The organism is Paenibacillus sp. GCM10027626, assembly GCF_042676285.1.
GTDB lineage: Bacteria > Bacillota > Bacilli > Paenibacillales > Paenibacillaceae > Paenibacillus_Z.
The window spans coordinates 17,394-41,686 of sequence record NZ_JBHTHC010000024.1 but is presented as its reverse complement, the minus strand read 5'-3'; the positions used below and the strand labels follow the sequence as shown (position 1 = coordinate 41,686).

Here is a 24,293-nt window from a genome sequence, read left to right as displayed (position 1 = left end):
GATAATTATTTCCACTACATTTGAGAAAACAGAAGTCCCAGCAAGTACCACCACTGCTCGGTTTAACCCTGCGCTATAATCGAAGGGAGGTGTTTTTTATGTTTTTAAATCCAATGCTGCTCGAAAAATGCGAAAAACCTTTTGATGACGACCGATTCATCTATCAGCCAAAAATAGACGGTCATCGACTCATACTCTCGCGTATTGGCTCCGATGTCCGTTTGTATACACGCAATGAGTTGGACGTCACGCGTAAATATCCGGAATTACATAACGTGCCTGTTGACACGGCCGACGTAGTCCTGGACGGGGAGGTTGCGCGGATGGATGAGACGGGGTGGATCGATTTTGAAATGATAATGGCACGATTCAGAATAACAAAAGAACCGTGGATTAGAGAAGCGGCGCGAACAAGTCCGGTACTCTACTACGTTTTTGACGTGCTGCTCTATAAAGGAAAAGATATAAGGAGATGGCCGCTAGAGGAGCGCCAGGCGTTGCTGTCGCATATCCTGACGCCTAACAGATATTACTCGACGGTACTTTCCGTTGAAGGGAACGGAACAGACCTATTTAACGTTATCAAATCGCATAGACTTGAGGGGATCATCGCGAAACGGAAGGATAGCGTTTATGTCGGCCGGCGTTCCGACAATTGGCTAAAAATCATCAATTACCAGTACACAGATGTTCATATCGCAGGTTACAGAAAAGAACAGTTCGGCTGGCTCGCGCACAGAAACGGGCAACCAGCTGGTATTATCGAACTAGCGGTACCGGCCGTAAAACGTAACGAGTTTTATCGCGCGGCCAAAACGTTTGTGACCGGAGAGGATCGGAATTTTGTTTATGTGCGGCCAGTGATAAAAGCACGTGTCCGCTTTCGGAATTATTATAAAAACGGACTTCTACGGTCACCGGAATTTGTAGAATTCGTTGTATAAACTGGCTACGAAAAACAAAAACGGCCTCGCCAGCATACTAAAGCCCAGGAGAGATCGGAGACCGATATTTCCCGGGCTTTTTTTCTTATCGCTTGTGTACTTTTAAAATACTTTTTGCTGCTCCCGGTCTGCCTTTATTATTTCGACAGCTTCCTTGAAGCGCAATGCATGCACAATTTCGCGCTCGCGCAAAAATTTCAGGCTGTCCTGCAAATCGACATCATCCGTCATATCGATCAGCCATTGATAAGTAGCCCGCGCCTTCTCCTCAGCCGCTATGTCCTCATAAAGATCTGCCAACGGATCATTTTTAGCCGCAATATAAGCCGCTGTCCATGGCACTCCGCTCGCATTGTTATAAAAAAGCGCGCCGCCATGATTTACAAAACTTTCGCCCAGTCCCGCTTCCTCCAGCTGCCGCGGCGTTGCATCTTTCGTCAGTTTGTATACCATAGTGGCGATCATTTCGAGATGGGCAAATTCTTCCGTGCCGATATCCGTAAGCAAGCCTATCACCTGATCGGGGATCGTATAACGCTGATTCAAGTAACGGAGCGCTGCCGCCAGTTCCCCGTCCGCCCCGCCATACTGCTCGATTAAATACTTGGCCATGCGCGGATCGCACTTGCTCACTCGTACCGGGTACTGCAATTTTTTATCGTATACCCACATGAACGCTCTCTCCTCTCCGGATATGCCTTCGCCTCGCTACACTTGCCATGGCCACGGCGTCTCCACCCACTGCCAAGGGTATTTAGAAAAACTGTGGCCAAATTGCATAAGCGGCCCATACAGAGATTCAAATTGATGAGCGCACTGCTGCCGCTGTTGAGCGATCTGATTGAATTGCTGCACCGCCTGAGAATCGCCCGGATGGGTATCCAGATAAAGCGTTAAATCCACTAATGCGAACTCCAATTGCTGCAATTGTTCCAGCAAAACGTAATACTGCTCATCCAGTTGTTTATGCGACACCTCTATTCCCCCCCTTCCGGCAAGCTGTAGTGTGAAGTGTATCCGCTATAGAGCGCCGGCCATAACGTTCCGCGATGCATCGCCTCATGCAGCGGAAACTGAGGCAAATTCATCGGCTGAAAATGAATATACTGGTTCGGGGGTACGACATACGTCTTGACACGCCTGGGCGGGCAGGGGTCAAAAGGCCCAATGAATGGATACCACTCCCGAATTTGTCGGTTTGTGTGCACACAAAGTCCTCCCATTTTTCTTTTTTGGCATTCAATTCATCCTATGACAGCCGCCTAAAAAAATGCGAAAAAAAGATGGGGCGGAATTTGTCCCGCTCCATCTTTTTCGTTTAGTCTGACAAAGGCCTGCCCGCTATTGCTCGTCAACCTCCGGCTCCGCCAAGCTGCGGCTGCTTGCGGTAGATATGAACCCGCAATACCCGAAGTTTGACGCTTTCTGCCACTTCGAATACATAATCGTCGTATTCCACGGTCTTTCCTTTAACCGGATTGCCCTCCAATCGGGTAAAGAGCCATCCGCCGATCGAGTCGACGTCCTCATCTTCAATATCCAAATGGAAGAGCGTGTTAATTTCCTCGATGAGCATCCGCGCATCAACCGATGTCACTTCACCTTTGACGACGATTTCCGGCAGCTCCTCCTCATCAAATTCATCGCGGATATCGCCGACAATCTCTTCCAGAATAAGCTCTGTCGTCAGCATCCCGGCTGTGCCGCCATATTCATCTACAACAATAGCCAGCTGTGACTGCTTGCGCTGCATCAGACGCAGCACATGGCTGACTTCCATCGATTCCGGCACATTAAGAATCGGCCGCAAAAATTTGCGCAAATCGTGCTCCTCATCCGGATCCGCCGTCAGCAAATCGGTAATATGTACAAAGCCGATCAATTGATCCTTATCCTCGACACACACCGGAAAACGTGTATGCTTCTTTTTGTACACGATTTTCAAGTTATCGGCGAATGATTGATCGGCATACAAGCAATCCATATCTGTGCGCGGCAGCATCACCTCGCGGGCCAAGCGGTCGGAAAACTCGAAGATGTTGTCAAACAGCTTCATCTCGTCCTTGTCAATCATCCCGCTGCGTGCGCTTTGCGTCATCAGTATCCGGATCTCTTCCTCTGTATGCACATCATGCTCACTAGTCGGTTCTATGCCGATCAGCCTTAGCAAACGATTGGCCGCGCCGTTCAAGAGCCATATTGCCGGGAGAAACAGGCGGTAAAACAAGACCAGCGGCATCGAAAGCCAAAGCGACGTCGATTCAGCCCGCTGAATAGCCAGCGATTTCGGAGCAAGCTCTCCCAGAACAATATGCAGGAAGGTGATGGTGATAAAACCGACAACTAGCGAGATGCTTGAAATCAGCGTCGGATCTGTCAGCCCGAACCGATGGAGCAGCGGCTCCACGATATACCCGGATATAGCAGGTTCGCCGACCCAGCCCAGACCAAGCGATGCCAGTGTAATCCCCAGCTGCGTAGCCGACAAATAGGCATCCAAACGTTTGTTGACTTGCAGCGCGTAGCGCGCCCGTTTGTTGCCTTCGTTAACGAGCTGGGTCAGCTTGGATTGCCGGACCTTTACAAGAGCGAATTCTGCCGCAACAAAGAAACCATTCAGAAACACCAACACAATTACGAGCAATAAGTTGAGCGCAATTAGTCCCGCATCAAACTCTGTAGCCAATAGCGCAAGTCGCCCCTTTCAGACTGACATTACATTTATATAATCGCCTGCCGTTTGGAAAAATCGGTTTGCTTATAGTACATTTCTTTCACAAGCAAATTCGGTCCGCAGCAGCTTGCAGCCGGGCAATAGCAGCCAACGCTTTGCGCAAGCGGACTGCTGAGCCAGCGCTCAAACAGCTCATCCAGCCGATCCTCGCGAATATTCCCAAAGGCCGGAAGATCGGAAAAGTCGGTGACAAACACATCTCCGGTAAACAAATTGACATTAATCCGATTGCGCCCATCCGGATCGTTGCGCACAGTCACATTTTTTTCCTGCGCAAGCCGTGTAAGCAGCGCCCGCTCCGCTTCATCCTCACTGCAATGGTAAAACGGCAATGTGCCAAACAGCATCCAAATATCCGCTGAACGGTGATCAAGCAGACTTATTATAGCTTCTCTCATTTGCGCTTTACTAATCATCGGCAGATTGGCCGCAAATGCGCTCGGATACATCGGATGAACCTCATGCCTGCGGCACCCCATCTCAACGATCAGCCGGTGAATATCGGCCATTTTTTGATGGGTGCGATAATTAATCATCGATTCTGCCGAGACGAGCATTCCTCCGGCACTGAGCTTGCGCGCATTCTCAATCATCCGCTCATACATCCGGAGTGCAGCCTGACGAGGGACCGCATGACCGCTTCTGGCAAAGCCAATCTGATGAAATTCATCAACAGAAGTATAATTGAACGAAATATGCATGACATCCAGGTACGGGGCCAACGCCTCATAACGGCTGTAGTCCAGCGTCAGATTGGAGTTGATTTGCGAACGCAGCCCCCGGTCGCGGGCGTATTTCAAAATCGGAACGATATAATCCCTTACTGTTTTTTCTGAAAAGGACGGTTCTCCTCCTGTAATGCTGATGGTTTGCAGCTGTTCGGCTTCATCCAGCCGCCGCAGCATATCCGATAACGGGATTTTCTCAGGCTCAGCCATCACCAGAGTATCCCCGACGGCACAGTGCTCGCAGCGCATATTGCAAAGGTTCGATATAGTCATCTCAATACCGGTCAAACGATGCCTGCCATACTGCCGCAAGGAACCGATCGGATCCCATGGATCATTATCGGGAGATAAGGGACGAGCTATATTCGAAATTAAATTCGCTTTCAATAAAAACACCTGATTTCACAATTATTTTACCGTAACTACCATTTTAATGTTCATTGCCGCCCGTTGCAAATCCTATAAAAAAAAGAGCCGCGGCGGCTCCGTATCGCAAGACGCGATATGATTTATGCACCTGATGCAAAACGCTTCTGCTCATCGTTGACGCTGACGATCATCGCCGACAGATCCTCGGATAAATTTACTTCATAAGGAATCGCCAGCTCCTCGCCGTTCTCATTGTATAACACGCGAACGATCGGCCGGTGAGCGCATGACGGATTCAGATCAACGACAACGCCCGATTCTCCCGTTTGCAGCTTGACCGTAAGGCCTAAAGGATAAATCGCGACTTTATCCCGAAAAAATTGCAGCATCCGCTGTTCATACATGGTGCCGGTACCCGCGTAGAGAGATTCGACAGCCTGATGGGGCAGCATCGGGTTTTTATAAACTCTGGTTGATGTCATCGCATCATACGAATCGACAATGCCGATCCATTTGGCATATTCGTGGATTTCATCGCCTTTAATGCCGCGCGGATAGCCGCTGCCATCGAGCCGCTCATGATGCTGATAAGCGCAATGCGCTACCACTAAAGGAATGTTCGGCTCATCCTTCAGCAGCCAAAAGCCGCGTTCAGCATGGCGCTTCATCTCTTCATATTCTTCAGCGCTGAGCTTGCCCTGCTTCTTCAATATTGTCGTGCTGACTTGCGTCTTGCCGATATCATGCAGCATCGCTCCAAGCCCTAAAGTCATCAGCTCATCTCTGGAATAGCCGGCTGCAATGCCGAGTAACGTTGCATAGACGCATACGTTGAGCGAGTGCTGAAACAAATAATCGTCGACGATGCCCATATTCATTAACATAATAAGCGCGTCCTTCTGATCGGTCAGATCATCCAGCACCATATTCATAATATGGCGAAAGGGCTTGTCAATGAAAGGATAAGTTACCGTCCCTTTACGATTTGGGCGTTCCATAATATCGCGAAAATTACTGCGGATTTCCGTTAGCGCCCGATGCCGGGTCTCGTCCTTCAACACATCGGGAATTTTCAAATCGGCTGTTTTCGGATCCTCAACATACACGAAACTGACGCCATACTCAGACAAGCGGTCAATTAGCTTGCTGGTTAGCTCTACATGTTCCGCAAGCAGAATCGTTCCTTCCTCGGAATAGATTTTTTTCGCCAGCCTCATCCCCGGACGACATAATTGAGTGGGCAATAACCGCATTGAAGCGCCCCCTGCCTGCTTCTATTTTCCTCATTTATCTAGCGCGAAGCTAATCCATATTGCTAATTTACGCAAATTTCATTAATTAAGCAATATAATATTCGGCAAATGTCGACAATTTTCCTGCTTCCCCGCTCAAAATTATCGCATAATAAAAAACCAGAATAGAGCGGCAACGAAAAAACGGTAGAACGCGAAATGTTTCAGCTTCACTTTTTGAATATGCTTCAAAAACAATACAACGACCAGCCAAGCCACAACAAACGAAACAATAAAGCCGATGATGAAGAAAGGCAAGTTGGACCCGCGAATATAAGCGAAGTTCTCCAGAAGCTCAAAGCCGGTTGCAGCAGCCATAATGGGGATCGCCATAATAAAGGAAAAATCTGCCGCGGCGCGGTAGCTCGTGCCGACGAGCATGCCGCCGGCAATTGTCGAGCCTGAACGGGAAAAACCCGGCCATAGCGACAAGCATTGCAAAAGTCCGATTTGGAAGGCCTGCTTATAAGTGATGTCATCAACAGTCTCCGCCGTCATGCGAATTTTACGGGAATCGGCCAGCCATTCAGCAGCCCACATGTACAAGCCTCCTACAACGAGCGAAAGCAGCACCGGCAGTTGATTAAAGCCTTCTCCTTTAATGATGTCCCGCAGCAAATAGGCTAGCAGCAGCGCCGGCATAATGCCGAGCGCGATATGCGCTAAATTTAATTTACGTCCCATTGCCTTGGCGATTGAAAAGCCTTGAACCGGTTCAATTTTGCGGGACAGGCCCAGCAAGCCTGCAATCCGCGTTCGATATACGAGTGCAATTGCCAAAATTGCAGCCAGCTGAATTACGATTTCAAACGTAATAATCTGCTGATTGTCCGGCGAGTAACCAAGCAGCTTATTGGTCAAAATCATATGACCGGAGGAGGAAACCGGCAAAAATTCAGTCAACCCCTCTACAATGGCCAACACGATTGCATTTAATAATTCTCCCATCGTCTATCGTCACCGCTCCTTCATGCCTTTCAAAGAACGGCTTACGGATTTATAATCCTCCATCGGGTCAGATGACTGTCCTGGATTGCCGTGCTGCTCTTCAGTTGTTCCGCAAGCACGCCTCGAATAAATTCCGGCAAATAATATTGAATGTCTGTACCTGTCTTAATCGACTCATAGCCGATTCCAAACGTAAACATATCTATCGTGCCGACAATATATTCGCGCTCAGCCTCCAACGGCTGGCCATTCACTTCGATAGCGACGATTTTTTGATCAGGCTCACGAGCCGGATTCCAGGCAATCGCCAGGCCGTCCACTGCCAGGGTGCCCAGCACCGAGCCGCGAAAGCCAAAACCCCGAATAGGCTTTTCGATATAATCGGGCAGCAGCGATTGCTCCAGTGCCTCTTTAATAGCCTGTCCCGTCAGCTTCATGCGGCACGGATTAATTGGCGAGGGGCACAGCGCATGCAGCTCTCCCTCTGTCACATCTCCGACGGCCAGCCCGCCCAGCAATTGACCGGCGTTAACGAGGCCGATTTCCGCTCCAGTCCACCGCCGGAGGCCGGAAGCAAGCATATTGGCCAGCGGCGACTCCTGTCCATTCCGGAACGGTAACGGCTCGGACAAATGAACAATTACCCTGTTCAAGCGCTCAGCGGCAGTATTTTTATAACCCGCAATAATTTCAGCCGCCTCCGGATGCTCTTCATAAGCCGAAACCGGAATGCAAGCTGCAGTAAGCTGCGGACGCACATGGCCTGCGGGCATCCTTATCTCTACGCGCCCAATGTATTCGCCGAATTTTCCTGCCGCGCATACCAGCGTGCCGTTAATTCGCTCCGGCTCTTCAAGCAAATGATGGGTATGACCGCCTAATATAAGATCAATGCCGTCAATTTGCTCCGCCATCATGCGATCAAGCGGCAAACCGAGATGCGACATGATGACAACGACATCTGCCTGCTCCCGCATTGCTGCCACCTGCTCTCTTACTGCAGCAAGCGGATCGGAAGCGTCCCAGCCAAGCAGCGTATAAAAATTCGCGAAAGCCGCCGTTACACCAATCAAGCCAATTGCCAAGCCGCTTTTTTGCACAATGGCAGAAGGCTGCAGCCATTCGGGCCGCGAACTCGTCCCGTCCCGGCCGATAAGCTTCATGTTTGCACAAATCGGAATAAACTTCGCCTGTTTTCCCAGCTTCTCCTCCAGCTGCTCTGCCGTAAAAGTCAAGCCCTCATTGTTGCCGAGCGTCACAGCCTCGTAGCCTGCTGCGTTAAGCAGCGCAATGTTGACCTCTCCGTCACTGCCTTCTGTCTCCGGCCGCATCCGGTCCATATGATCGCCAATATCGACAACCAGCACATGATCGCATCCCAGTTCCCGCCGCGTGTCAGCAATATAGGATGACATTTTCGCGGCTTGCTCCAACCGGCTATGCACATCATTGCTGTGCAAAAGTACAACTACTGGCGCGTCCTGTCCCCTATTGCTCATACATGCCTCCGCTATATTAAAAATGTAGAGTCGTTTCATAAAACTGACTCCTGTATGCTTCATGATCTGCAGCGTAAGCCAATTGCAGCATTCATTGCGCCCTTGGCTCATTTACACCTTTAACAAGCATACCATTTTCATGCTGAATATGGTATGCTGCGGCTTAATTACCGGCAGGCCGAACTTTGCTGCGGTCAAAAAGAGCGGGCAACTGTGAGTCATGCGGACAGACGATCCGTTATGTAATGAAGCATATGCCGCAAGCATCAATACCATTCATATTAATGACAAGCTTTTACCCGCGAGGCAAAATCCCGCCCATCTTCATGACAAGGACCTTTAGAACCATTACCTCCCTAACTCTCTTATTGCCATTTTATCGCTTTATTGCTACCATAGACTTAAATTAAAAGTAGGTAAAAAGTGAGAGAATACTCCGAGGTGGAAGATGAGGATCTATGTAGCTGATTTGAAAGATGGCGACAAGCTCGCACAAGACGCATTCAACCTGCACGGGCTGCATGTATTGTCGAAAGGAACGGCACTGTTCGAGAAAGAAATCACTTTATTGCTTCAGCATCGCGTGGAATACGTCGACATCGATACTTCAGCCGCTGCAGTACAGCAGGCTCCTGCTAAAACCGACCGCCCCCTGGAAGCCGAACTGAATCCGAAATGGCTGACAACAATGGAACCGCTCTACCAAGAAGTCGTTCAAGGCTGCGAGCAGCTGTTTAAGGAGGCCTTTCAGACCGGCAAGATTGAACAATCCGCTGCTGCAGCCACCTTTCAGCCGCTGCTTGATAACTTCAAGCTGGAGCGCGATGTCGTATCCATGCTGCTGCTGCTGAATACGAAGGACGACTACACCTATCAGCATTCTGTACAAGTAGGCATGTTGTCTTACTATTTGGCTTACTGGCTTGGATACGATGAGCAGGAGGCCGTACAGATTGGACAGGCCGGCTTCTTGCATGACATAGGCAAATGCAACATAACCGACGATATATTAAACAAACCTTCTCAGCTCAGTTATGAGGAATTCGAGCTGATCAAGAAGCATCCTGTCCATGGCCATACTATACTCAGCAATTCCATCGGCCCCGACTCGCTGGCTGCAATTGTAGCTTTGCAGCATCATGAGCGAATTAACGGTTCCGGATATCCTTACGGTCTGCGGGACAACGAGATCCATCCCGTCTCGAAAATCGTCGCCGTAGCCGATATTTACAGTGCCATGATTTCTACCCGCGTCTATCAGCAGAAGCGCGATTTGCTGTATGTGCTCAAGGAACTATACAAAATGAGCTTCACAGAACTGGATGCGAATACGACTCATACGTTCATCAAGCATATGATTCCCAACTTCATCGGCAAACGCGTCGAGCTGCAGAGCGGCGAGATGGGAACCATTATTATGACGCATCCTTCGGAATTTTTCCGGCCGCTCGTGCAGATCGATGATACGTTTATCGATCTATCGCAGGAACGGTCTTATGAAGTTAAACATGTTTTTATGTGAAAAAAGAGCGCCAGCTCTCGCTTCCTGAAGAAGCAGATTTGGCGCTCTTTTTTATTAACCGATGGAGCCTTCCATTTCAAATTTGATCAGACGATTCATCTCTACTGCATATTCCATCGGCAGCTCTTTTGTAAACGGCTCAATAAAGCCCATAACGATCATCTGCGTCGCCTCTGCTTCCGTCAATCCGCGGCTCATCAGATAGAACAATTGATCTTCTGACACCTTGGACACGGTCGCCTCGTGCTCCAGCGTAATATTGTCGTTCATAATTTCATTATACGGGATTGTATCTGAAGTCGACTCGTTGTCAAGAATGAGCGTATCGCACTTGATGTTGGCCTTCGATCCTTCCGAATTGCGTCCGAATGAAGCGAGACCGCGATAAGTCACTTTGCCGCCATGCTTACTGATTGATTTCGATACGATCGTGGAAGTCGTTTCCGGCGCCAGGTGCAGCATTTTAGCACCGGCATCCTGATGCTGCCCTTTGCCGGCAACGGCGATCGACAGTACCATGCCTTTTGCGCCGCGGCCTTTCAAGATAACTGCCGGATATTTCATCGTCAGCTTGGAGCCGATGTTGCCGTCCACCCATTCCATGGTCGCATTTTCTTCAGCTACCGCACGTTTTGTAACGAGGTTGTAGATGTTTGGCGCCCAGTTTTGAATGGTCGTGTAGCGAACGCGCGCGTTTTTCTTGACGATAATTTCAACTACTGCGCTATGAAGCGAGTTAGTGCTGTAGATTGGAGCTGTACATCCCTCAACATAGTGCACGAAGCTGTCTTCATCCGCGATAATGAGCGTGCGCTCGAATTGACCCATATTTTCCGAGTTAATCCGGAAATAAGCCTGCAGCGGAATTTCACATTTTACACCTTTCGGAACATAGATAAAGCTGCCGCCGGACCATACGGCGCTATTCAGCGCGGCAAATTTATTGTCGGTCGACGGAATAACTGTGCCGAAATGCTCTTTGAAAATTTCCGGATGCTCGCGCAGCGCAGTATCTGTATCCATGAAAATAACGCCTTGCTTCTCCAGATCCTCTTGCATGCTATGGTAAACAACCTCGGACTCGTATTGCGCGGATACGCCGGCCAAAAACTTTTGCTCCGCCTCCGGAATACCGAGCTTGTCGAACGTTTCTTTAATCTCCGCCGGTACTTCCTCCCATGTTTTCCCTTGCTTTTCAGAAGGCTTGACATAGTATTGAATATCGTCGAAGTCCAGATCGTCCAGATCTCCCCCCCAGCGCGGCATCGGCATTTTGTTAAATTGCTCAAGCGCCTTCAGGCGGAATTTCAGCATCCATTCCGGTTCGTTTTTCATTTCGGAGATCGTGCGGACAATTTCCGGTGTCAAGCCTTTTCCAGTTTGGAAAATCGCTTTGTGCTCATCGCGAAAACCATATTTGTATTCTTCCATTTCGGGCATTTTTTTAGCCATGTTGCGTAAGCCTCCCTTGCAGAACGCACGCCGGCGTTCCTTATTTTAGTTGTCCTGCTCGATGCCTTTACGTAATGCATTCCAAGCAAGTGTCGCGCATTTGATGCGTGCGGGAAATTTGCTTACCCCGGACAACGCCTCTATGTCCTCATAATCAAATTCGACGGACTCGCCTTTGATGAAGGAAGAAAAATTGTCTGCCAGCGCCAGCGCTTCATCCAATGACTTGCCTTTAACGGCCTCCGTCATCATCGATGCCGACGACATACTGATCGAACAGCCTTCGCCAGTATATTTCGCCTGCTTCACTTTCCCGTCTTCGAGTTGCAACTGCAGCGAGATGCGGTCACCGCAGGTCGGGTTATTCAAATTAATCGTCACCGAGTCTGCATCCATCGTGCCGCGATTGCGCGGATTTTTATAATGATCCATAATGACTCGACGATACAAATCATCCAATTGCATGACCGAAGAACTCCTTTGTCTGATGGAGGGCGTCCGCAAGACGGTCAACGTCCTCTTCGGTATTGTATACATAAAAGCTTGCGCGCGCAGTAGCGGAAACATTCAGCCAGCGCATAAGCGGCTGTGCGCAGTGATGGCCGGCGCGGATCGCAATCCCTTTCGTATCAAGCACTGTCGCCACATCGTGAGGATGGACATCTTCAATATTGAAGGTAATCAGTCCTGCCCGCTCGCGCGGTCCCGGTCCGTAAATGGTCGTTCCTGCAATTGCGCTTAAGCGCTCATAAGCATACGACGCAAGTTTATGCTCATGCGCTTCAATCGCATCAAGCCCGACTTCCTGCAAGAAATCGATCGCCGCTCCCAATCCAACCGCACCGGCAATAATCGGCGTGCCTCCTTCAAATTTCCAGGGAAGCTCCTTCCAGGTCGACTCATACAAATCGACAAAGTCGATCATTTCGCCGCCGAACTCGATTGGCTCCATCTTTTCCAGAAGCTCTTTTTTGCCGTACAAAACGCCGATTCCAGTCGGGCCGCACATTTTATGGCCGGAAAAAGCAAAGAAATCGCAGTCCAAATCCTGAACATCGACCTTCATATGCGGGGTGCTTTGCGCTCCGTCCACAACCATTACGGCGCCGTAGCGATGGGCGACAGCAGCAATTTCCTTCACCGGATTGATCACGCCGAGTACGTTGGAGACATGGACGATGGACACAATTTTCGTCCGATCGGTTATTGTACGCTGGGCATCTTCCAACGTTATCGTTCCGTCAGCCTGCAGCGGAATATATTTCAACACAGCGCCTGTCGCTTTTGCAGCCTGCTGCCATGGAATCAAATTGCTGTGGTGCTCCATCGGCGTAATGACGATCTCATCGCCCTCGCCGCAGACTGCGCGCGCATAGCTGGCAGCTACCAGATTAAGCGCCGTCGTGGTGCCGCGCGTATAAATAATTTCCTGCACACTTTTGGCGTTGAGAAAAGCGCGGATTTTTTCGCGGGCGCCTTCGTAAGCATCCGTCGCCCGGGAACCGAGCGTATGGACGCCGCGATGCACATTTGCATTGTCCGACTCATAATATTTTTTCATCGCATCAATGACGGAACGCGGCTTCTGCGAAGATGCCGCGCTGTCCAAATAAACGAGCGGATGCTCATTTATATGCTGATGCAGAATCGGAAATTGTTCCCGAATCGCATTCACATTCATACTTCCAGCTTCCTTTCAAGCAGACGCTGAAGCTGTTCCCGCACCACATCGATCGGAATTTCCGATACAACCGGCGCCAGGAAGCCATAAATAATTAACCGCTCCGCTTCCTGCTTCGAAATCCCGCGAGACATCAAGTAGTAAACCTGCTCCGGGTTCACCTGGCCAACGCTCGCAGCGTGCCCTGCTGTAACATCGTCTTCATCGATCAGCAAAATCGGGTTCGCATCTCCGCGCGCTTTCGGGCTGAGCATTAGCACTTTTTCCGTTTGCACGCCGTTAGCTTTGGTAGCCGCCTTCTCAATCTTCGTAATTCCGTTAATAATCGCAGATGCCTGGTCCTTCATTACTGCGCGTGTCACCATATTGCTGTCCGAGCTGCGTCCGAAGTGAACGGCCCGCGTCGTCAAACTCATCTGCTGTTTGTTCGAACCGATGCTGATTACTTTCGCATCAGCGCTCGAACCATTGCCTTTCAGATGCGATTGCGTGTCTGAAAGCACGTGGCCGTCATGAAGATCGCCGACGATCCATTCCATACGGGCATCATTTTCCACAATTGCGCGGCGAATCGTCATATCGATTATATGCTCTGCCATATGATGAACAGTAGCAAAGCGAACTTCTGCGCCCGGCTTCACGAACACTTCCACAATCGCCTGCTGTACAAGCGAAGTCTCTGCGGCAGCCCGTTCGCTGACGACATTTTCCACATACGTCACGCGGCTGTGGTTGTCCGCGACAATCAATACATGCGGAGCGAATGAAGCCTCGGCATCGTCGCTGTAGAACAGGGCCTGCAGCGGCAGCTCAATTTCTACGTTCTTCGCCACATAGAGGAATACGCCGCCATTCCAAATTGCAGAATGAAGTGCTGTCAGCTTATCTTCATCTTGCCCGACGGCTTGATAGAGATACTTTTGCACCAAATCTCCGTGCTCGCGTACAGCTGTCTCCAGGTCGGTAAAAATGACGCCCTTCGCTTGCAATTCTGCCGACAGCCGGCTCCATACCGCGGACGAGTTACGCTGTACGACAAGACCGGCCGGCGTCTCCCCGCTCAGGCTGCGAACTGCTTCCGGCAGTTCATCAACCGCAGCTATAGCGGCTTGCGGCTTATCTGCGCCAAGCGCCATCAGCTCCCAGCGATTGATGCGCACTTTTTCCGGCTTTGGCCATTCAAGCTGCTCGGCCAGCTCGGCGCCTTTGCCGCGTGCGGCTGTGAGCCAATCCGGCTCGCCCTTGCCGCGGGACAATGCTTCTACTGACTGACGGTTAACCGGAGTCGTTAGTTGTGTACTCATTGCTTACTGCCTCCTTTCCGCCTAAACCTGGCCAACGGTTTCGTCTTCGATGCCCAGTTCTTCTTTTACCCAATCGTAGCCTTCATTCTCCAGACGCTCTGCCAATTCCGGTCCTCCGGATTTCACAATGCGCCCTTGCATCATAACATGGACAAAATCTGGCTTAATATAGTTAAGCAGACGCTGATAGTGCGTGATGATCAAAAAGCCGCGGTCCTCTGCACGCATAGCGTTAACGCCAGCCGCAACAATTTTGAGCGCATCGATATCAAGACCCGAATCAATCTCGTCCAAAATGACGATTTTCGGATCAAGCATCATCATCTGCAAAATTTCGTTACGCTTCTTCTCGCCCCCGGAGAAGCCTTCATTCAAATAACGGTGGGCAAACTCGGGATTCATGTCCAGCTCTTTCATTTTGCTTTCCATTTGGCGGATAAATTTGATCAGGGAAATCTCATTGCCTTCTTCGCGGCGGGCATTGATGGCACTGCGCAAAAAGTCGGAGTTCGTCACGCCGGCAATTTCACTTGGATACTGCATGGCGAGGAATAGTCCGGCACGCGCGCGCTCGTCTGTAGCCATCTCAAGTACGTCTTCTCCGTCGATCGTCACGCTGCCGTCTGTCACTTCATATTTCGGATGTCCCATCAGAGCGGAAGCCAGTGTACTTTTGCCTGTACCGTTCGGACCCATGATCGCATGCACCTCGCCGCCCTTGATGGATAGGTTAATCCCTTTCAAAATCTCTTTATTCTCAATTTCGGCTTTTAATCCGTCGATGACAAATTGTGTTGACATAAGTATGTTTCCCTCCATATTATGGATGCCAAAGCTTGAGTCTTCGAGGTTGCTAATAATGGCTAGTTGTTGCTATACTAGTACTTCGAACTACTCATTCTGGTTGACAATCCTCATTAATAATCATTCTAAAATGATTCTCACTGATTCTCAATAATCATTTTAGTATAAGTCTGATTATAAAGCAATCAACTCCGCCAATAATCCTGCAAAATAAGCTGTTGACGGGTAGTCTGCCCGGCTTGCTTGCCTGTCGGCAGCTGTTATCATTATCACCGAACACGACCAAGCCTAATCTTGCCATAATGATCGTTCCTCGTCAAATTTCACATCTATAACTTTTCCTATAATTTAAGTAGGGTATTCCAACCCGAAAAATATTTCGCTATACTGTTCTAAAGATGCGTGTTCAAAAAGTCGAGTTTTCAGCACAATACAGGAGGTGGACATTCAGTGTCTGCTTATCATCCGTTAACCGAGCAAGAAGCGGTCGAAATCGCCCGCAGTTTGTCAGAAATTTTTACCGGGGACGCCCAGTTGCAATGCCGCGAGATCGGCGACGGCAATCTGAATCTCGTCTTCCATATTACAGACCCCGCCAGCGGGCAAAGCGTTATTATGAAGCAGGCTCTTCCTTACGCGAAAGTTGTAGGCGAATCCTGGCCGCTCACCCTAGACCGCGCCCGCATCGAAAGCGAAGCGCTTCAGCTGCAAGGAGAGCTGGCGCCCGGGCTCGTCCCGCGCGTCTACCGCTACGATCCCGAGCTGGCGCTGACAATTATGGAGGATTTGAGCGATCATGTCATTATGCGCCGCGGCTTGATTGAGGGCGGCAGCTATCCGCTGTTTGCCGATCATATCTCCACCTTCATGGCCAATACATTGTTCTATACTTCTGACCTTGGCATGAATCAGCAGGAGAAGAAGTTAAAGGTTCGCGCATTTATTAATCCGGAATTATGCAAAATTACTGAAGATCTCATCTTTGACGATCCGTATACACACTCAAGCAACAACAATATCGATCCGGCCATTCAGGATGCTGCGCAGGCGCTTACTGAAGACAGCGAACTTCATTTCGAGGTTGCGCTTCTGCGGGAGAAATTTCTCACGCAGGCGCAGGCGCTTTTGCACGGCGACCTGCATACGGGCAGCATTTTCATTACGCCGCAATCGACGAAAGTCATCGATCCGGAGTTTGCTTATTACGGCCCGATCGGCTTTGACATCGGCGCCGTGCTGGCAAATCTGCTGCTAAATTATGCCTCCCGCGAAGGCTGGGATGCATCGGAGGCCGTTTACGAGCAGTACAAAGAAAATCTGTTGACGATGATAGCCGACATATGGACCCAATTCGAAGCAAAATTCCGTGCTTTGTGGGAGCAGGTTTCCGTAGATCGCCTTGCTTCCAGCTCAGCCGCTTACAAGGACCATTACATGCTGCAGCTGCTGCGGGATACGATCGGATTTGCCGGCTGCAAAATGGTGCGCCGTATTGTCGGGCTCGCCCATGTAGCGGATATTGACACTATCGCCGACACAGCCGTTCGCGAGCAGGCGCAGCGCAAAGCGCTGGCCATCGGCACGGCGCTTATTAAACACAACCGCAAGGCTCGCTCCATAGAAGAAGCAATCGCACTTGCCGCGGGTGCTTCCGCGCTGGCTAACGCCTAGTACAGAAAGGAATTTTATCATGACACTTACGAACGATACTGCCCTGCAATCGGTCATTTGGGCAGAGGAAAAACTTGATTTGCTGGACCAGCGGCTTTTGCCGGAAGAGACGGTGTACCTCCCGTTGACTACTGTTCAGGATGTATGGGAAGCGATCCGCCATCTGAAGGTACGCGGCGCACCTGCGATCGGCATAGCCGCCGCCTATGGCGTTGTCCTCGGCAGCCGATCTGCTGAGGATGCTTCCTCCTGGCTCAAGGCCGTCGAGGAAGCTGCGGGCCATCTGGCTACATCGCGTCCGACAGCCGTCAATCTCTTTTGGGCGCTTGATCGGATGAAGGCATTTGCCGGCTCGCTGGCTGCAACCGGTCAGACGCTTGCCGGCATGAAGCAGGCGCTGCTCAATGAGGCGATTGCCATTCAACAGGAGGACGAGGCGACAAACCGGCGGATTGGCGAGTATGCACTATCCTTATTCGAGGATGGCATGGGGGTGCTGACGCATTGCAATGCCGGCGGTCTGGCAACGGCCAAATACGGTACAGCGCTGGCTCCCTTCTATCTGGCCAAGGAACAAGGCATGTCGCTGCGCGTGTACGCCGATGAAACCCGCCCGGTACTCCAGGGCGCCCGCTTGACCGCATTCGAGCTGCATCAGGCCGGGGTCGATGTCACCCTGATCTGTGACAACATGGCCGGCATGGTCATGAGCAAAGGCTGGGTGAACGCGGTTATAGTCGGTACAGACCGCGTTGCAGCTAATGGCGACGTCGCAAATAAAATCGGCACCTACAGCGTGGCCGTGCTGGCCAAAGCTCACGGCATCCCCTTCTACGTCGCTTGTCCGTTGTCAACGATTGATCTGCAGACCGCTTCCGGGGATCTCATTCCGATCGAAGAGCGCGATGAAGCGGAAATTACCGAAGGCTTCGGCAAGCGCACCGCACCGCAAGGAGTCAAAGTATACAACCCGGCATTTGATGTGACGCCGCATGAGTATGTAACAGCGATTATTACAGAAAAAGGGATCGTACACGCTCCATTCGATGTGAATCTAAGAAAATTATTTGAAAGCTAGGAAATCAAAGGAGCAACCCGTCGGCCTTGCCTGCCTGCGGATTGCTCCTTTTTTTATGCCGTAGCCATTATTTTGACAGCGTCTTTTCCTATCATTCCCGGTACAATTCCAAGCGCTTCCGCCGCTATTGTAACCGATTCGAGCGGCCCCTCCAGCAGCTCCCCGATCGTCCGTACGCCGACAGCCCGCCCTGCAATGATTCCCCGGTCGGCAAGCCGCTCATTCAGCAGCCCTACATCAAGCGCGCCGCACATAATATATCCTTTGTCCGTCGTTACTACAAGCAAGGTCGTTTTCGGCAGCTTCACTTCGATGCCGATAGCGCTAACACCGTCTTCTAACGCAATTGGAATCATGTTCATCATACGAAACCACCTCCATTAGTCCTATAGCAGCAGCAAAAGTTTAATTACTCGTTTTGATCAATATATGCCAAAAGTCGGATTCTGTGTAGGCAAACTGCACCAGGCCGAAATGCAAAATACAATCTTTTCTTTCCAAGAAAAGACTACATCTTGCAGGGCTCTATATGATATGATAGTTACATTAGCACGACCCTATGGAGGCATTATGAACCCAACTGACAATAAGGAAAAATCAGGTACAAATACCTATATGTTTAATGTGGACATTCTCGTCGAAGGAAAGACGAATGCCATTGCGCTAGAGCAGCTTCTGCACATTCTTAACCAAGCATCGTTTCGTGATTTCCGCATCGTCTCCGGCCTGCAAATGGGCAGCCTTATCGCGCAGCATGAGCAGCAGGGCAGCATCTGCCAAATTGTCATTCCCGATCCTGCGCGGGCATCAGGGGGGACGACGGTGCCGGGTACGAAGATTGAGCCCGACTCGTCAGCCGATTCAGCGGCTGCTATGGCCAAGCAAATCCAGGGCTTAATCGCCGAGAACCGGCTCATACGCCTCAGTGTCAATAAGGGGCACGGCGTAAAGCTAAACATTCCGTGCCGCGTCATTCAATTCGATGAGAATACACAGACGATCACTGTCTATCACGTTGACGAGAAGCAAGTTTATGCCTTCACCTGGAATGAAATCGATGATTTCGTTATTTAAAGCACAATAGGAAGGGGCTGACCCGCAGTAGTGATCAACTCACTGCGGGTCAGCCCCTTCGCCATGTTATGCCGTCCTGCCGGATGTGCTGAGCAATTGTTCCATATGCTCGCTGGGCACCGGCGGACTCCAGAAATAGCCTTGCATCTCGTCGCAATTGTGCTGCTTAAGAAAGTCCAGCTGCTCCTCAGTCTCAACTCCCTCAGCTATCACTTGCATATTCAAATTATGACCAAGCGCGATGATCGCGGCTACAATTGCCGCATCTCCGGGATCATGCTGCAAATCTCTGACGAAGGATCCGTCAATCTTCAAACGATCTATCGGAAAGTTTTTCAGATAATGAAAAGAACTATATCCAGTGCCAAAATCATCTATACTAATATTGACGCCGAGTTTCGACAGCTCGAGCAGGCATCGTGTCGCATAGCCTACATCCATCGTCATCGTTTCCGTAATTTCCAGATCCAAATATCGAGGGGAAAGTCCTGTCCGTTCCAATATTCCCGCTATTTTGGCCGCTAAATTTTGATGAAGAAACTGGCGGATAGACAAATTCACGGATATTGGAATAATCGGCAGCCCCGCTTCCTGCCACGCTTTATTTTGCCGGCACGCTTCCTCCAGCACCCATTCCCCAATCGGAACAATCATCCCGCTTTCCTCGGCGAGCGGAATGAACTCCCCAGGCGAAATAAGCCCGCGCTCCGGGTGCTGCCAGCGAATTAACGCCTCGGCACCTACTATTTTCTCCGTTCCAAGATGAACCTGCGGCTGATAATAGAGCACGAATTCCCCATTGCGCACAGCGCGCTTTAATTCATGCTGCAGTGTGATCCGTTTCAAAGAGCTGTTATCCATCTTCTCAGAATACAGCAAATAATCGTTTTTGCCGCCTTCCTTCACTCTTGCCAGCGCCATCTCTGCCTTTTTGAGCAGCGTCTCGGCTTGGTTGTCCTCTGAAGCAGGCGATCCGGTCATCGCAATGCCCATGCTCGCGGTGACATGAAGCGGTGTTCCTTGCAATTCAAAGGGCTCCTCCAGCACGTTCAAAATCCTTTTAGCTTTCATAAACAGCTCGTCCCGGCTGCTTACGTATGGAAACAATATGGCGAATTCATCGCCCTCCATCCGGGCAGCCACATCTTCCTCAGACAGGCTCCTCGTTAACCGTTCCGCCACCTGCAGCAGCAGCATATCGCCAAACTCGCGCCCAAACGAGGTATTATAAAGCTTGAACCAGTCCAGATCCATATAAGCAATGGCCAAAAAGAAGCCTTGTTCCTTCGCTGTGGCGAGCTGCTCATTCATATGGATCATAAAAGACCGGCGGTTCGGCAAGCCAGTCATATCATCGTAATAAGCCATGTAACGGATCCGTTCCAGATTGCGGCGGCGATCACTAATATCATGGCTGAAAATGACGACCCCGTCCGCTGCGCCTTCCTTTTGCAGCGGAGCAGAAACAATGTATACTTCGATCGGATGTCCGTCGCGATGGAGCAAGCGCAAAGTTGCCGCCTGATATTCTCCATTCAGGGCGCGTTGAAACTTGCGCTGAACCAGCTGACGGCTATCGGATTCCACCAATTGCAGAAAAGGTTGTCCGACAAGCAGCTTTCTTTCATAACCTAACAGTTCTCCGGAAGCTTCGTTTATCTCAATTATGTCGCCTGCGCGATTAAGGATCGCAAGCGGTGCCGGACTATGACTTATGATTGTGTCGACAATCGGCTTGTATGCCGCGTCTGCCGGTCCGCTGCCTCTTACAATCGCGGGAATAATCCAGCCTAGCTCCAGAGCCATTGCGATGAATACTGTTGCGAATGCACTTGCCGGGTAAACGGCAGGCACGAGCAGCCAATACGAGATGACGATCCACAAAGAAGCAAAGCCGCCAATGCAAAAAGCCGCAATCCAATAGCCGCGTACATTCGAATGCCTGCGCAGCGGCCGGATGTCCGAATCTGCTGGCATATTTGTACGCATATGCTTCATTGCCCCTCTCTCAAGTTTTATTTTGCCGCTTTCCCTTTACTTGTGCGCAAAATCGCTAAGGCAGTAAAAGCCCAAGCAGCAATAAAGGCTACGCCGCCAAACGGTGTAATCGGCCCAAACCATTTCAAATCAGTCAGGCTGAGCGCATATAAGCTGCCGGAAAACAAAAAAATGCCAATATGCATAAGAATGCCGGCCCAGCGCAGTCCTTTGCATGAAGCCATCCGTTCAATCAACAGCCCGATCACAATTAAACCGATGGCATGATACATATGGTAACGGACGCCTGTTTCAAATACGGCCAGCATATCGTCTGTTATTTTCCCCTTCAATCCGTGTGCGCCAAAGGCGCCCAGCGCCACAGCCAGCAAGGCATGAATGGCGCCGTACGCCCCTACTCTTGAAATCATCTACTTTAATCCCCTTTCAATCATATTAAAGAATCGGTTACAATATCAGGAAACCAACCTCAAAACGGTAGTCAAAAGGAGAGCTTATCCAATGAATGAACAACAATTCCAGTCACCACACCAGCAATCGCCGTTTCCGCCTTATCCGGGCTATCCGGCAGACAGTGTGCCGGCCAAGCAGTCCGGTCTCGGTATTGCGTCCTTCGTTCTGGGCATTGTGAGCATTCTTGCCTTTGTCATCTGTCTCCTCGTAGCGACATCTTCCATTATGGACTACATTTCTGACGACAGCAAGGTCATCCTTGATGTCGAAGATGTGAGCGCCAACGTCACGCTTATTTTGTCCGTACTGATGATGTTCGGCAGCCTTGGGCTTTCTTTTATCGGGCTGATCCTTGGAATTATTGGCGCTTGTATGAAAAATCGCCGCAAAGCGTTTGCTATCGTCGGGATTGTACTGAACGCGCTGCTTGTGGTCGGCACCGGTGCGCTCATGCTGCTCGGCGCGGTTTCTCAGAGTGCGCTCTAGGCTTCCAGCATGAACGGCCGCTCGCTTGAATACAATGTATAATCAAAGCAATCGGCGAGGAGGCGCAGCACATGGATGCCAACAACGAACCGCTTTTTATCGTGTCGCGCGAGGATTGGTCTTTGCACCGCAAGGGCTACACGGATCAGACCAGACACCAAGAAAAGGTACGGGAAGCCATTAAAAAGAACTTGCCGGACATCGTGACGGATGAAAGCATCGTGCTGTCGGATGGGAGACGTACAGTCAAAGTACCGATCAAAAGCATCGATGAATACCGATTTGTATACAATCACAACAAAAAGCAGCATGTTGGGCAGGGTGACGGCGATTCCCAAGTAGGCGACGTGCTTGGCATCGATCCGAAGGCCGCTAAAAAGGGAGCCGGCGAAGGAGCTGGCGATCAACCGGGCGAAGACTACCTCGAAACCGAAATAACGATGGACGAACTGGAGGATATGCTGTTTGACGAGCTGGAGCTGCCAAATCTGGAGCAAAAGCAAAGGGAAAACGTGCAGGCCACCGACATCGTATTCCATGATATTCGCAAAAAGGGGATCATGTCCAATATTGATAAAAAACGAACCTTGATGGAAAACCTGCGCCGTAACGCCACTGCCGGCAAACAAGGAATCGGCGGCATTTCACCGGATGACCTTCGTTTTAAAACATGGCAGGAGATCCAGAAGCCGGAATCCAATGCCGTCGTCCTTGCCTTAATGGACACTTCAGGCAGTATGGGCACCTTCGAAAAGTATTGCGCGCGCAGCTTTTTTTTCTGGATGAGCAAGTTTTTACGGCGAAAGTACGAGCATGTGGAAATGGTCTTCATTGCCCACCACACCGAAGCGAAGGAAGTGTCGGAGGAGGAGTTTTTCACTCGCGGCGAAAGCGGCGGCACAATCTGCTCCTCTGCTTACCAGAAGGCGTTAGACATTATTGACAACCGCTACCCCACTGCGAATTGGAACATTTATCCTTTCCACTTTTCCGATGGCGACAACCTGACTTCGGATAATGAAAAATGCGTCCGCTTAATCGGGGAACTGATGAGACGCTGCAATATGTTCGGCTACGGGGAGGTCAACCAGTACAACCGCAGCAGTACACTAATGTCCGCCTACAAGCATATTGATAATAAAAAGTTTGTTTATTCGATCATAAGGGAAAAAAATGAAGTATACAATGCACTCAAAACCTTTTTTTCCAAGCCTGCGCCGCATTGAGAAAAAGAGCTGCCCCGGCAAGTTATCGATAGCGGTAACTTGTCGAGCAGCTCTTCTTTTTTAAAATCGCGCCAAGGACGGCGTCAGCCGTTTCTTCTTATTCAGCAGCTTTAGCGAGTTTGGCGAACAAATCTTTGAATATCGGATCCCGGTTGGCAAAATAGGCCGCGCGAATCAAGTGGCGCGTCGCGTCCTTGCTCCAGGTCACTTGATCGGTCACCACCGGGCTTGGCACTAATGCCGATGGAATCCACGCTTCATTAAGCAGCCAGGCAATAACCGAGATGTCCCAAATGACGCGCGAATAGCCAAAGTGGTCGTCGCAGCAGCCTTCATACCGCTCGGCAAGGAAATCGCCGATCGCGCCTTTGCCGCGCACATAACGTTCAATTTCCGGAAGCGAAGTGAGCAGATGAGAAGCTACACCGAGGCATGGCACTAATACCAGCGGCACGCCGCAATCGAAAACCGCCTGAACGGCAGGCACATCCTGCTCCAGATTGAACTCCTTCGTATCCTTCCAGTCCAGCGCATGTCCGCCAAGCCATACGACTACGATTTTGCTAATAATTCGCGGCTCCAGCAAAATCGCAGAAGCGACATTCGTGATTGCCCCTATAGCCACTACATATAAAGGCTCGTCATCCGGCGCAGCCATCGCTTTAGCGATCAAGTCGCGCACCGCTTCGCTTTCAACGGGCTTGCCCTTTTCCGGCAAATAGCTTTCCGAGCCGCGGAATATAAAACCGTCTACCGGCACATTAAGACGCGTCAAAATGCGAACAATTTCGTCGTAGCTTTTTTCCATGCCGTCCTTGGGCCCTTCCGACAAGGAGTTATAGAACGGGGCAGCGTACACCGCCTGCAAATTAATTTTGTCTTGGGACAGCAGTGCATACACAAGCGCGAATTGGTCATCAATTTCATTGAAAGTATCCGTATCGAGCACCATGTTGACTTTGCCAGCTGGCGGCTGCAGGCGGCGAATGCGCATTTCATCAGAAATAATCGGAAATTGTGGATAAGTCAT

General features: G+C 50.4%; 24 protein-coding genes. 7 read left to right on the top strand and 17 right to left on the bottom strand.

Annotation, left to right across the window (positions count from 1 at the left end; genetic code table 11):
* Positions 1-98 precede the first annotated feature (98 nt).
* Entirely contained in the window at positions 99-944 is an 846-nt protein-coding gene (locus ACFQ0N_RS31555; RefSeq protein ID WP_379334028.1) for an ATP-dependent DNA ligase, read from the top strand.
* 102 nt (positions 945-1,046) lie between these two features.
* On the opposite strand, the gene ACFQ0N_RS31550 is transcribed toward ACFQ0N_RS31555, so the two are convergent.
* The 8 genes from ACFQ0N_RS31550 to ACFQ0N_RS31515 all read right to left on the bottom strand — a co-directional run bounded on the left by ACFQ0N_RS31550 (position 1,047) and on the right by ACFQ0N_RS31515 (position 8,514).
* A complete protein-coding gene (locus ACFQ0N_RS31550) occupies positions 1,047-1,616 on the bottom strand; it encodes a manganese catalase family protein (RefSeq protein WP_379334026.1) in 570 nt (189 codons plus the stop codon).
* A 36-nt stretch (positions 1,617-1,652) separates the two neighbouring features.
* Entirely contained in the window at positions 1,653-1,919 is a 267-nt protein-coding gene (locus tag ACFQ0N_RS31545) for a spore coat protein CotJB (protein ID WP_379334024.1), read from the bottom strand.
* A gap of 2 nt (positions 1,920-1,921) precedes the next feature.
* Positions 1,922-2,152, bottom strand: coding sequence for a spore coat associated protein CotJA (locus ACFQ0N_RS31540; protein WP_379334022.1), 231 nt, complete (start codon positions 2,150-2,152; stop codon positions 1,922-1,924).
* 143 nt (positions 2,153-2,295) lie between these two features.
* The gene (locus tag ACFQ0N_RS31535; protein ID WP_379334020.1) at positions 2,296-3,630 is read right to left on the bottom strand and encodes a hemolysin family protein; all 1,335 of its coding nucleotides are present in this window, start codon (positions 3,628-3,630) and stop codon (positions 2,296-2,298) included.
* A 35-nt stretch (positions 3,631-3,665) separates the two neighbouring features.
* Complete coding sequence (gene yfkAB / locus ACFQ0N_RS31530; protein ID WP_379334018.1) at positions 3,666-4,793, bottom strand: radical SAM/CxCxxxxC motif protein YfkAB; 1,128 nt, start codon at positions 4,791-4,793, stop codon at positions 3,666-3,668.
* 122 nt (positions 4,794-4,915) lie between these two features.
* Positions 4,916-6,028: an HD-GYP domain-containing protein gene (locus ACFQ0N_RS31525; RefSeq protein ID WP_379334016.1), complete on the bottom strand. Its 1,113-nt coding sequence runs from the start codon at positions 6,026-6,028 to the stop codon at positions 4,916-4,918.
* A gap of 141 nt (positions 6,029-6,169) precedes the next feature.
* Positions 6,170-7,015 carry an undecaprenyl-diphosphate phosphatase gene (locus tag ACFQ0N_RS31520; protein WP_379334014.1) on the bottom strand — a complete coding sequence of 282 codons (846 nt, stop codon included), beginning with the start codon at positions 7,013-7,015 and terminating at the stop codon, positions 6,170-6,172.
* A 41-nt stretch (positions 7,016-7,056) separates the two neighbouring features.
* On the bottom strand, positions 7,057-8,514 hold the full coding sequence (locus ACFQ0N_RS31515; protein ID WP_379334012.1) for a bifunctional metallophosphatase/5'-nucleotidase: 1,458 nt from the start codon (positions 8,512-8,514) through the stop codon (positions 7,057-7,059).
* Positions 8,515-8,962: 448 nt separating this feature from the next.
* Here ACFQ0N_RS31515 and ACFQ0N_RS31510 point away from each other — a divergent pair, with 448 nt between their 5' ends.
* The gene (locus ACFQ0N_RS31510; RefSeq protein WP_379334010.1) at positions 8,963-10,036 is read left to right on the top strand and encodes an HD-GYP domain-containing protein; all 1,074 of its coding nucleotides are present in this window, start codon (positions 8,963-8,965) and stop codon (positions 10,034-10,036) included.
* A gap of 54 nt (positions 10,037-10,090) precedes the next feature.
* On the opposite strand, the gene sufB is transcribed toward ACFQ0N_RS31510, so the two are convergent.
* The 5 genes from sufB to sufC are packed head-to-tail and all read right to left on the bottom strand — an operon-like array spanning position 10,091 to position 15,274.
* Entirely contained in the window at positions 10,091-11,488 is a 1,398-nt protein-coding gene (gene sufB, locus ACFQ0N_RS31505; RefSeq protein WP_379334008.1) for a Fe-S cluster assembly protein SufB, read from the bottom strand.
* A gap of 45 nt (positions 11,489-11,533) precedes the next feature.
* A complete protein-coding gene (gene sufU / locus ACFQ0N_RS31500) occupies positions 11,534-11,953 on the bottom strand; it encodes a Fe-S cluster assembly sulfur transfer protein SufU (protein ID WP_379334006.1) in 420 nt (139 codons plus the stop codon).
* On the bottom strand, positions 11,940-13,169 hold the full coding sequence (locus ACFQ0N_RS31495; RefSeq protein WP_379334004.1) for a cysteine desulfurase: 1,230 nt from the start codon (positions 13,167-13,169) through the stop codon (positions 11,940-11,942). Before ACFQ0N_RS31495 ends, sufU begins: the two co-directional genes overlap by 14 nt.
* Complete coding sequence (sufD, locus tag ACFQ0N_RS31490) at positions 13,166-14,473, bottom strand: Fe-S cluster assembly protein SufD (protein WP_379334002.1); 1,308 nt, start codon at positions 14,471-14,473, stop codon at positions 13,166-13,168. Before sufD ends, ACFQ0N_RS31495 begins: the two co-directional genes overlap by 4 nt.
* Positions 14,474-14,494: 21 nt before the next feature.
* Positions 14,495-15,274 (bottom strand): Fe-S cluster assembly ATPase SufC, encoded by a 780-nt coding sequence (gene sufC, locus ACFQ0N_RS31485; protein WP_379334000.1) that lies wholly within the window; start codon positions 15,272-15,274, stop codon positions 14,495-14,497.
* A gap of 453 nt (positions 15,275-15,727) precedes the next feature.
* Between sufC and mtnK the strand changes: the two genes are divergently transcribed.
* Positions 15,728-16,948 carry an S-methyl-5-thioribose kinase gene (gene mtnK / locus ACFQ0N_RS31480; RefSeq protein ID WP_379333998.1) on the top strand — a complete coding sequence of 407 codons (1,221 nt, stop codon included), beginning with the start codon at positions 15,728-15,730 and terminating at the stop codon, positions 16,946-16,948.
* Positions 16,949-16,967: 19 nt separating this feature from the next.
* Positions 16,968-18,026, top strand: coding sequence for an S-methyl-5-thioribose-1-phosphate isomerase (mtnA, locus tag ACFQ0N_RS31475; RefSeq protein ID WP_379333996.1), 1,059 nt, complete (start codon positions 16,968-16,970; stop codon positions 18,024-18,026).
* Between the two features lie 53 nt (positions 18,027-18,079).
* Here mtnA and ACFQ0N_RS31470 read toward each other — a convergent pair whose 3' ends face one another.
* Positions 18,080-18,391 (bottom strand): YunC family protein, encoded by a 312-nt coding sequence (locus ACFQ0N_RS31470; RefSeq protein ID WP_379333994.1) that lies wholly within the window; start codon positions 18,389-18,391, stop codon positions 18,080-18,082.
* Between the two features lie 205 nt (positions 18,392-18,596).
* On the opposite strand from ACFQ0N_RS31470, the gene ACFQ0N_RS31465 reads away from it, so the two are divergent.
* On the top strand, positions 18,597-19,100 hold the full coding sequence (locus ACFQ0N_RS31465) for a hypothetical protein (protein ID WP_379333992.1): 504 nt from the start codon (positions 18,597-18,599) through the stop codon (positions 19,098-19,100).
* A 66-nt stretch (positions 19,101-19,166) separates the two neighbouring features.
* Here the strand turns inward: ACFQ0N_RS31465 and ACFQ0N_RS31460 are convergent, their stop codons facing one another.
* Both ACFQ0N_RS31460 and ACFQ0N_RS31455 read right to left on the bottom strand, forming a co-directional pair.
* Positions 19,167-21,089 carry a putative bifunctional diguanylate cyclase/phosphodiesterase gene (locus ACFQ0N_RS31460; protein ID WP_379333990.1) on the bottom strand — a complete coding sequence of 641 codons (1,923 nt, stop codon included), beginning with the start codon at positions 21,087-21,089 and terminating at the stop codon, positions 19,167-19,169.
* Positions 21,090-21,115: 26 nt separating this feature from the next.
* The gene (locus ACFQ0N_RS31455; RefSeq protein WP_379333988.1) at positions 21,116-21,508 is read right to left on the bottom strand and encodes a DUF423 domain-containing protein; all 393 of its coding nucleotides are present in this window, start codon (positions 21,506-21,508) and stop codon (positions 21,116-21,118) included.
* A 91-nt stretch (positions 21,509-21,599) separates the two neighbouring features.
* On the opposite strand from ACFQ0N_RS31455, the gene ACFQ0N_RS31450 reads away from it, so the two are divergent.
* Together ACFQ0N_RS31450 and yhbH are read left to right on the top strand one after the other, a co-directional pair.
* The gene (locus ACFQ0N_RS31450; RefSeq protein WP_379333986.1) at positions 21,600-22,037 is read left to right on the top strand and encodes a hypothetical protein; all 438 of its coding nucleotides are present in this window, start codon (positions 21,600-21,602) and stop codon (positions 22,035-22,037) included.
* A gap of 71 nt (positions 22,038-22,108) precedes the next feature.
* Entirely contained in the window at positions 22,109-23,263 is a 1,155-nt protein-coding gene (gene yhbH, locus ACFQ0N_RS31445; RefSeq protein WP_379333984.1) for a sporulation protein YhbH, read from the top strand.
* Positions 23,264-23,360: 97 nt separating this feature from the next.
* Here yhbH and ACFQ0N_RS31440 read toward each other — a convergent pair whose 3' ends face one another.
* Positions 23,361-24,293, bottom strand: coding sequence for a nucleoside hydrolase (locus tag ACFQ0N_RS31440; RefSeq protein WP_379333982.1), 933 nt, complete (start codon positions 24,291-24,293; stop codon positions 23,361-23,363).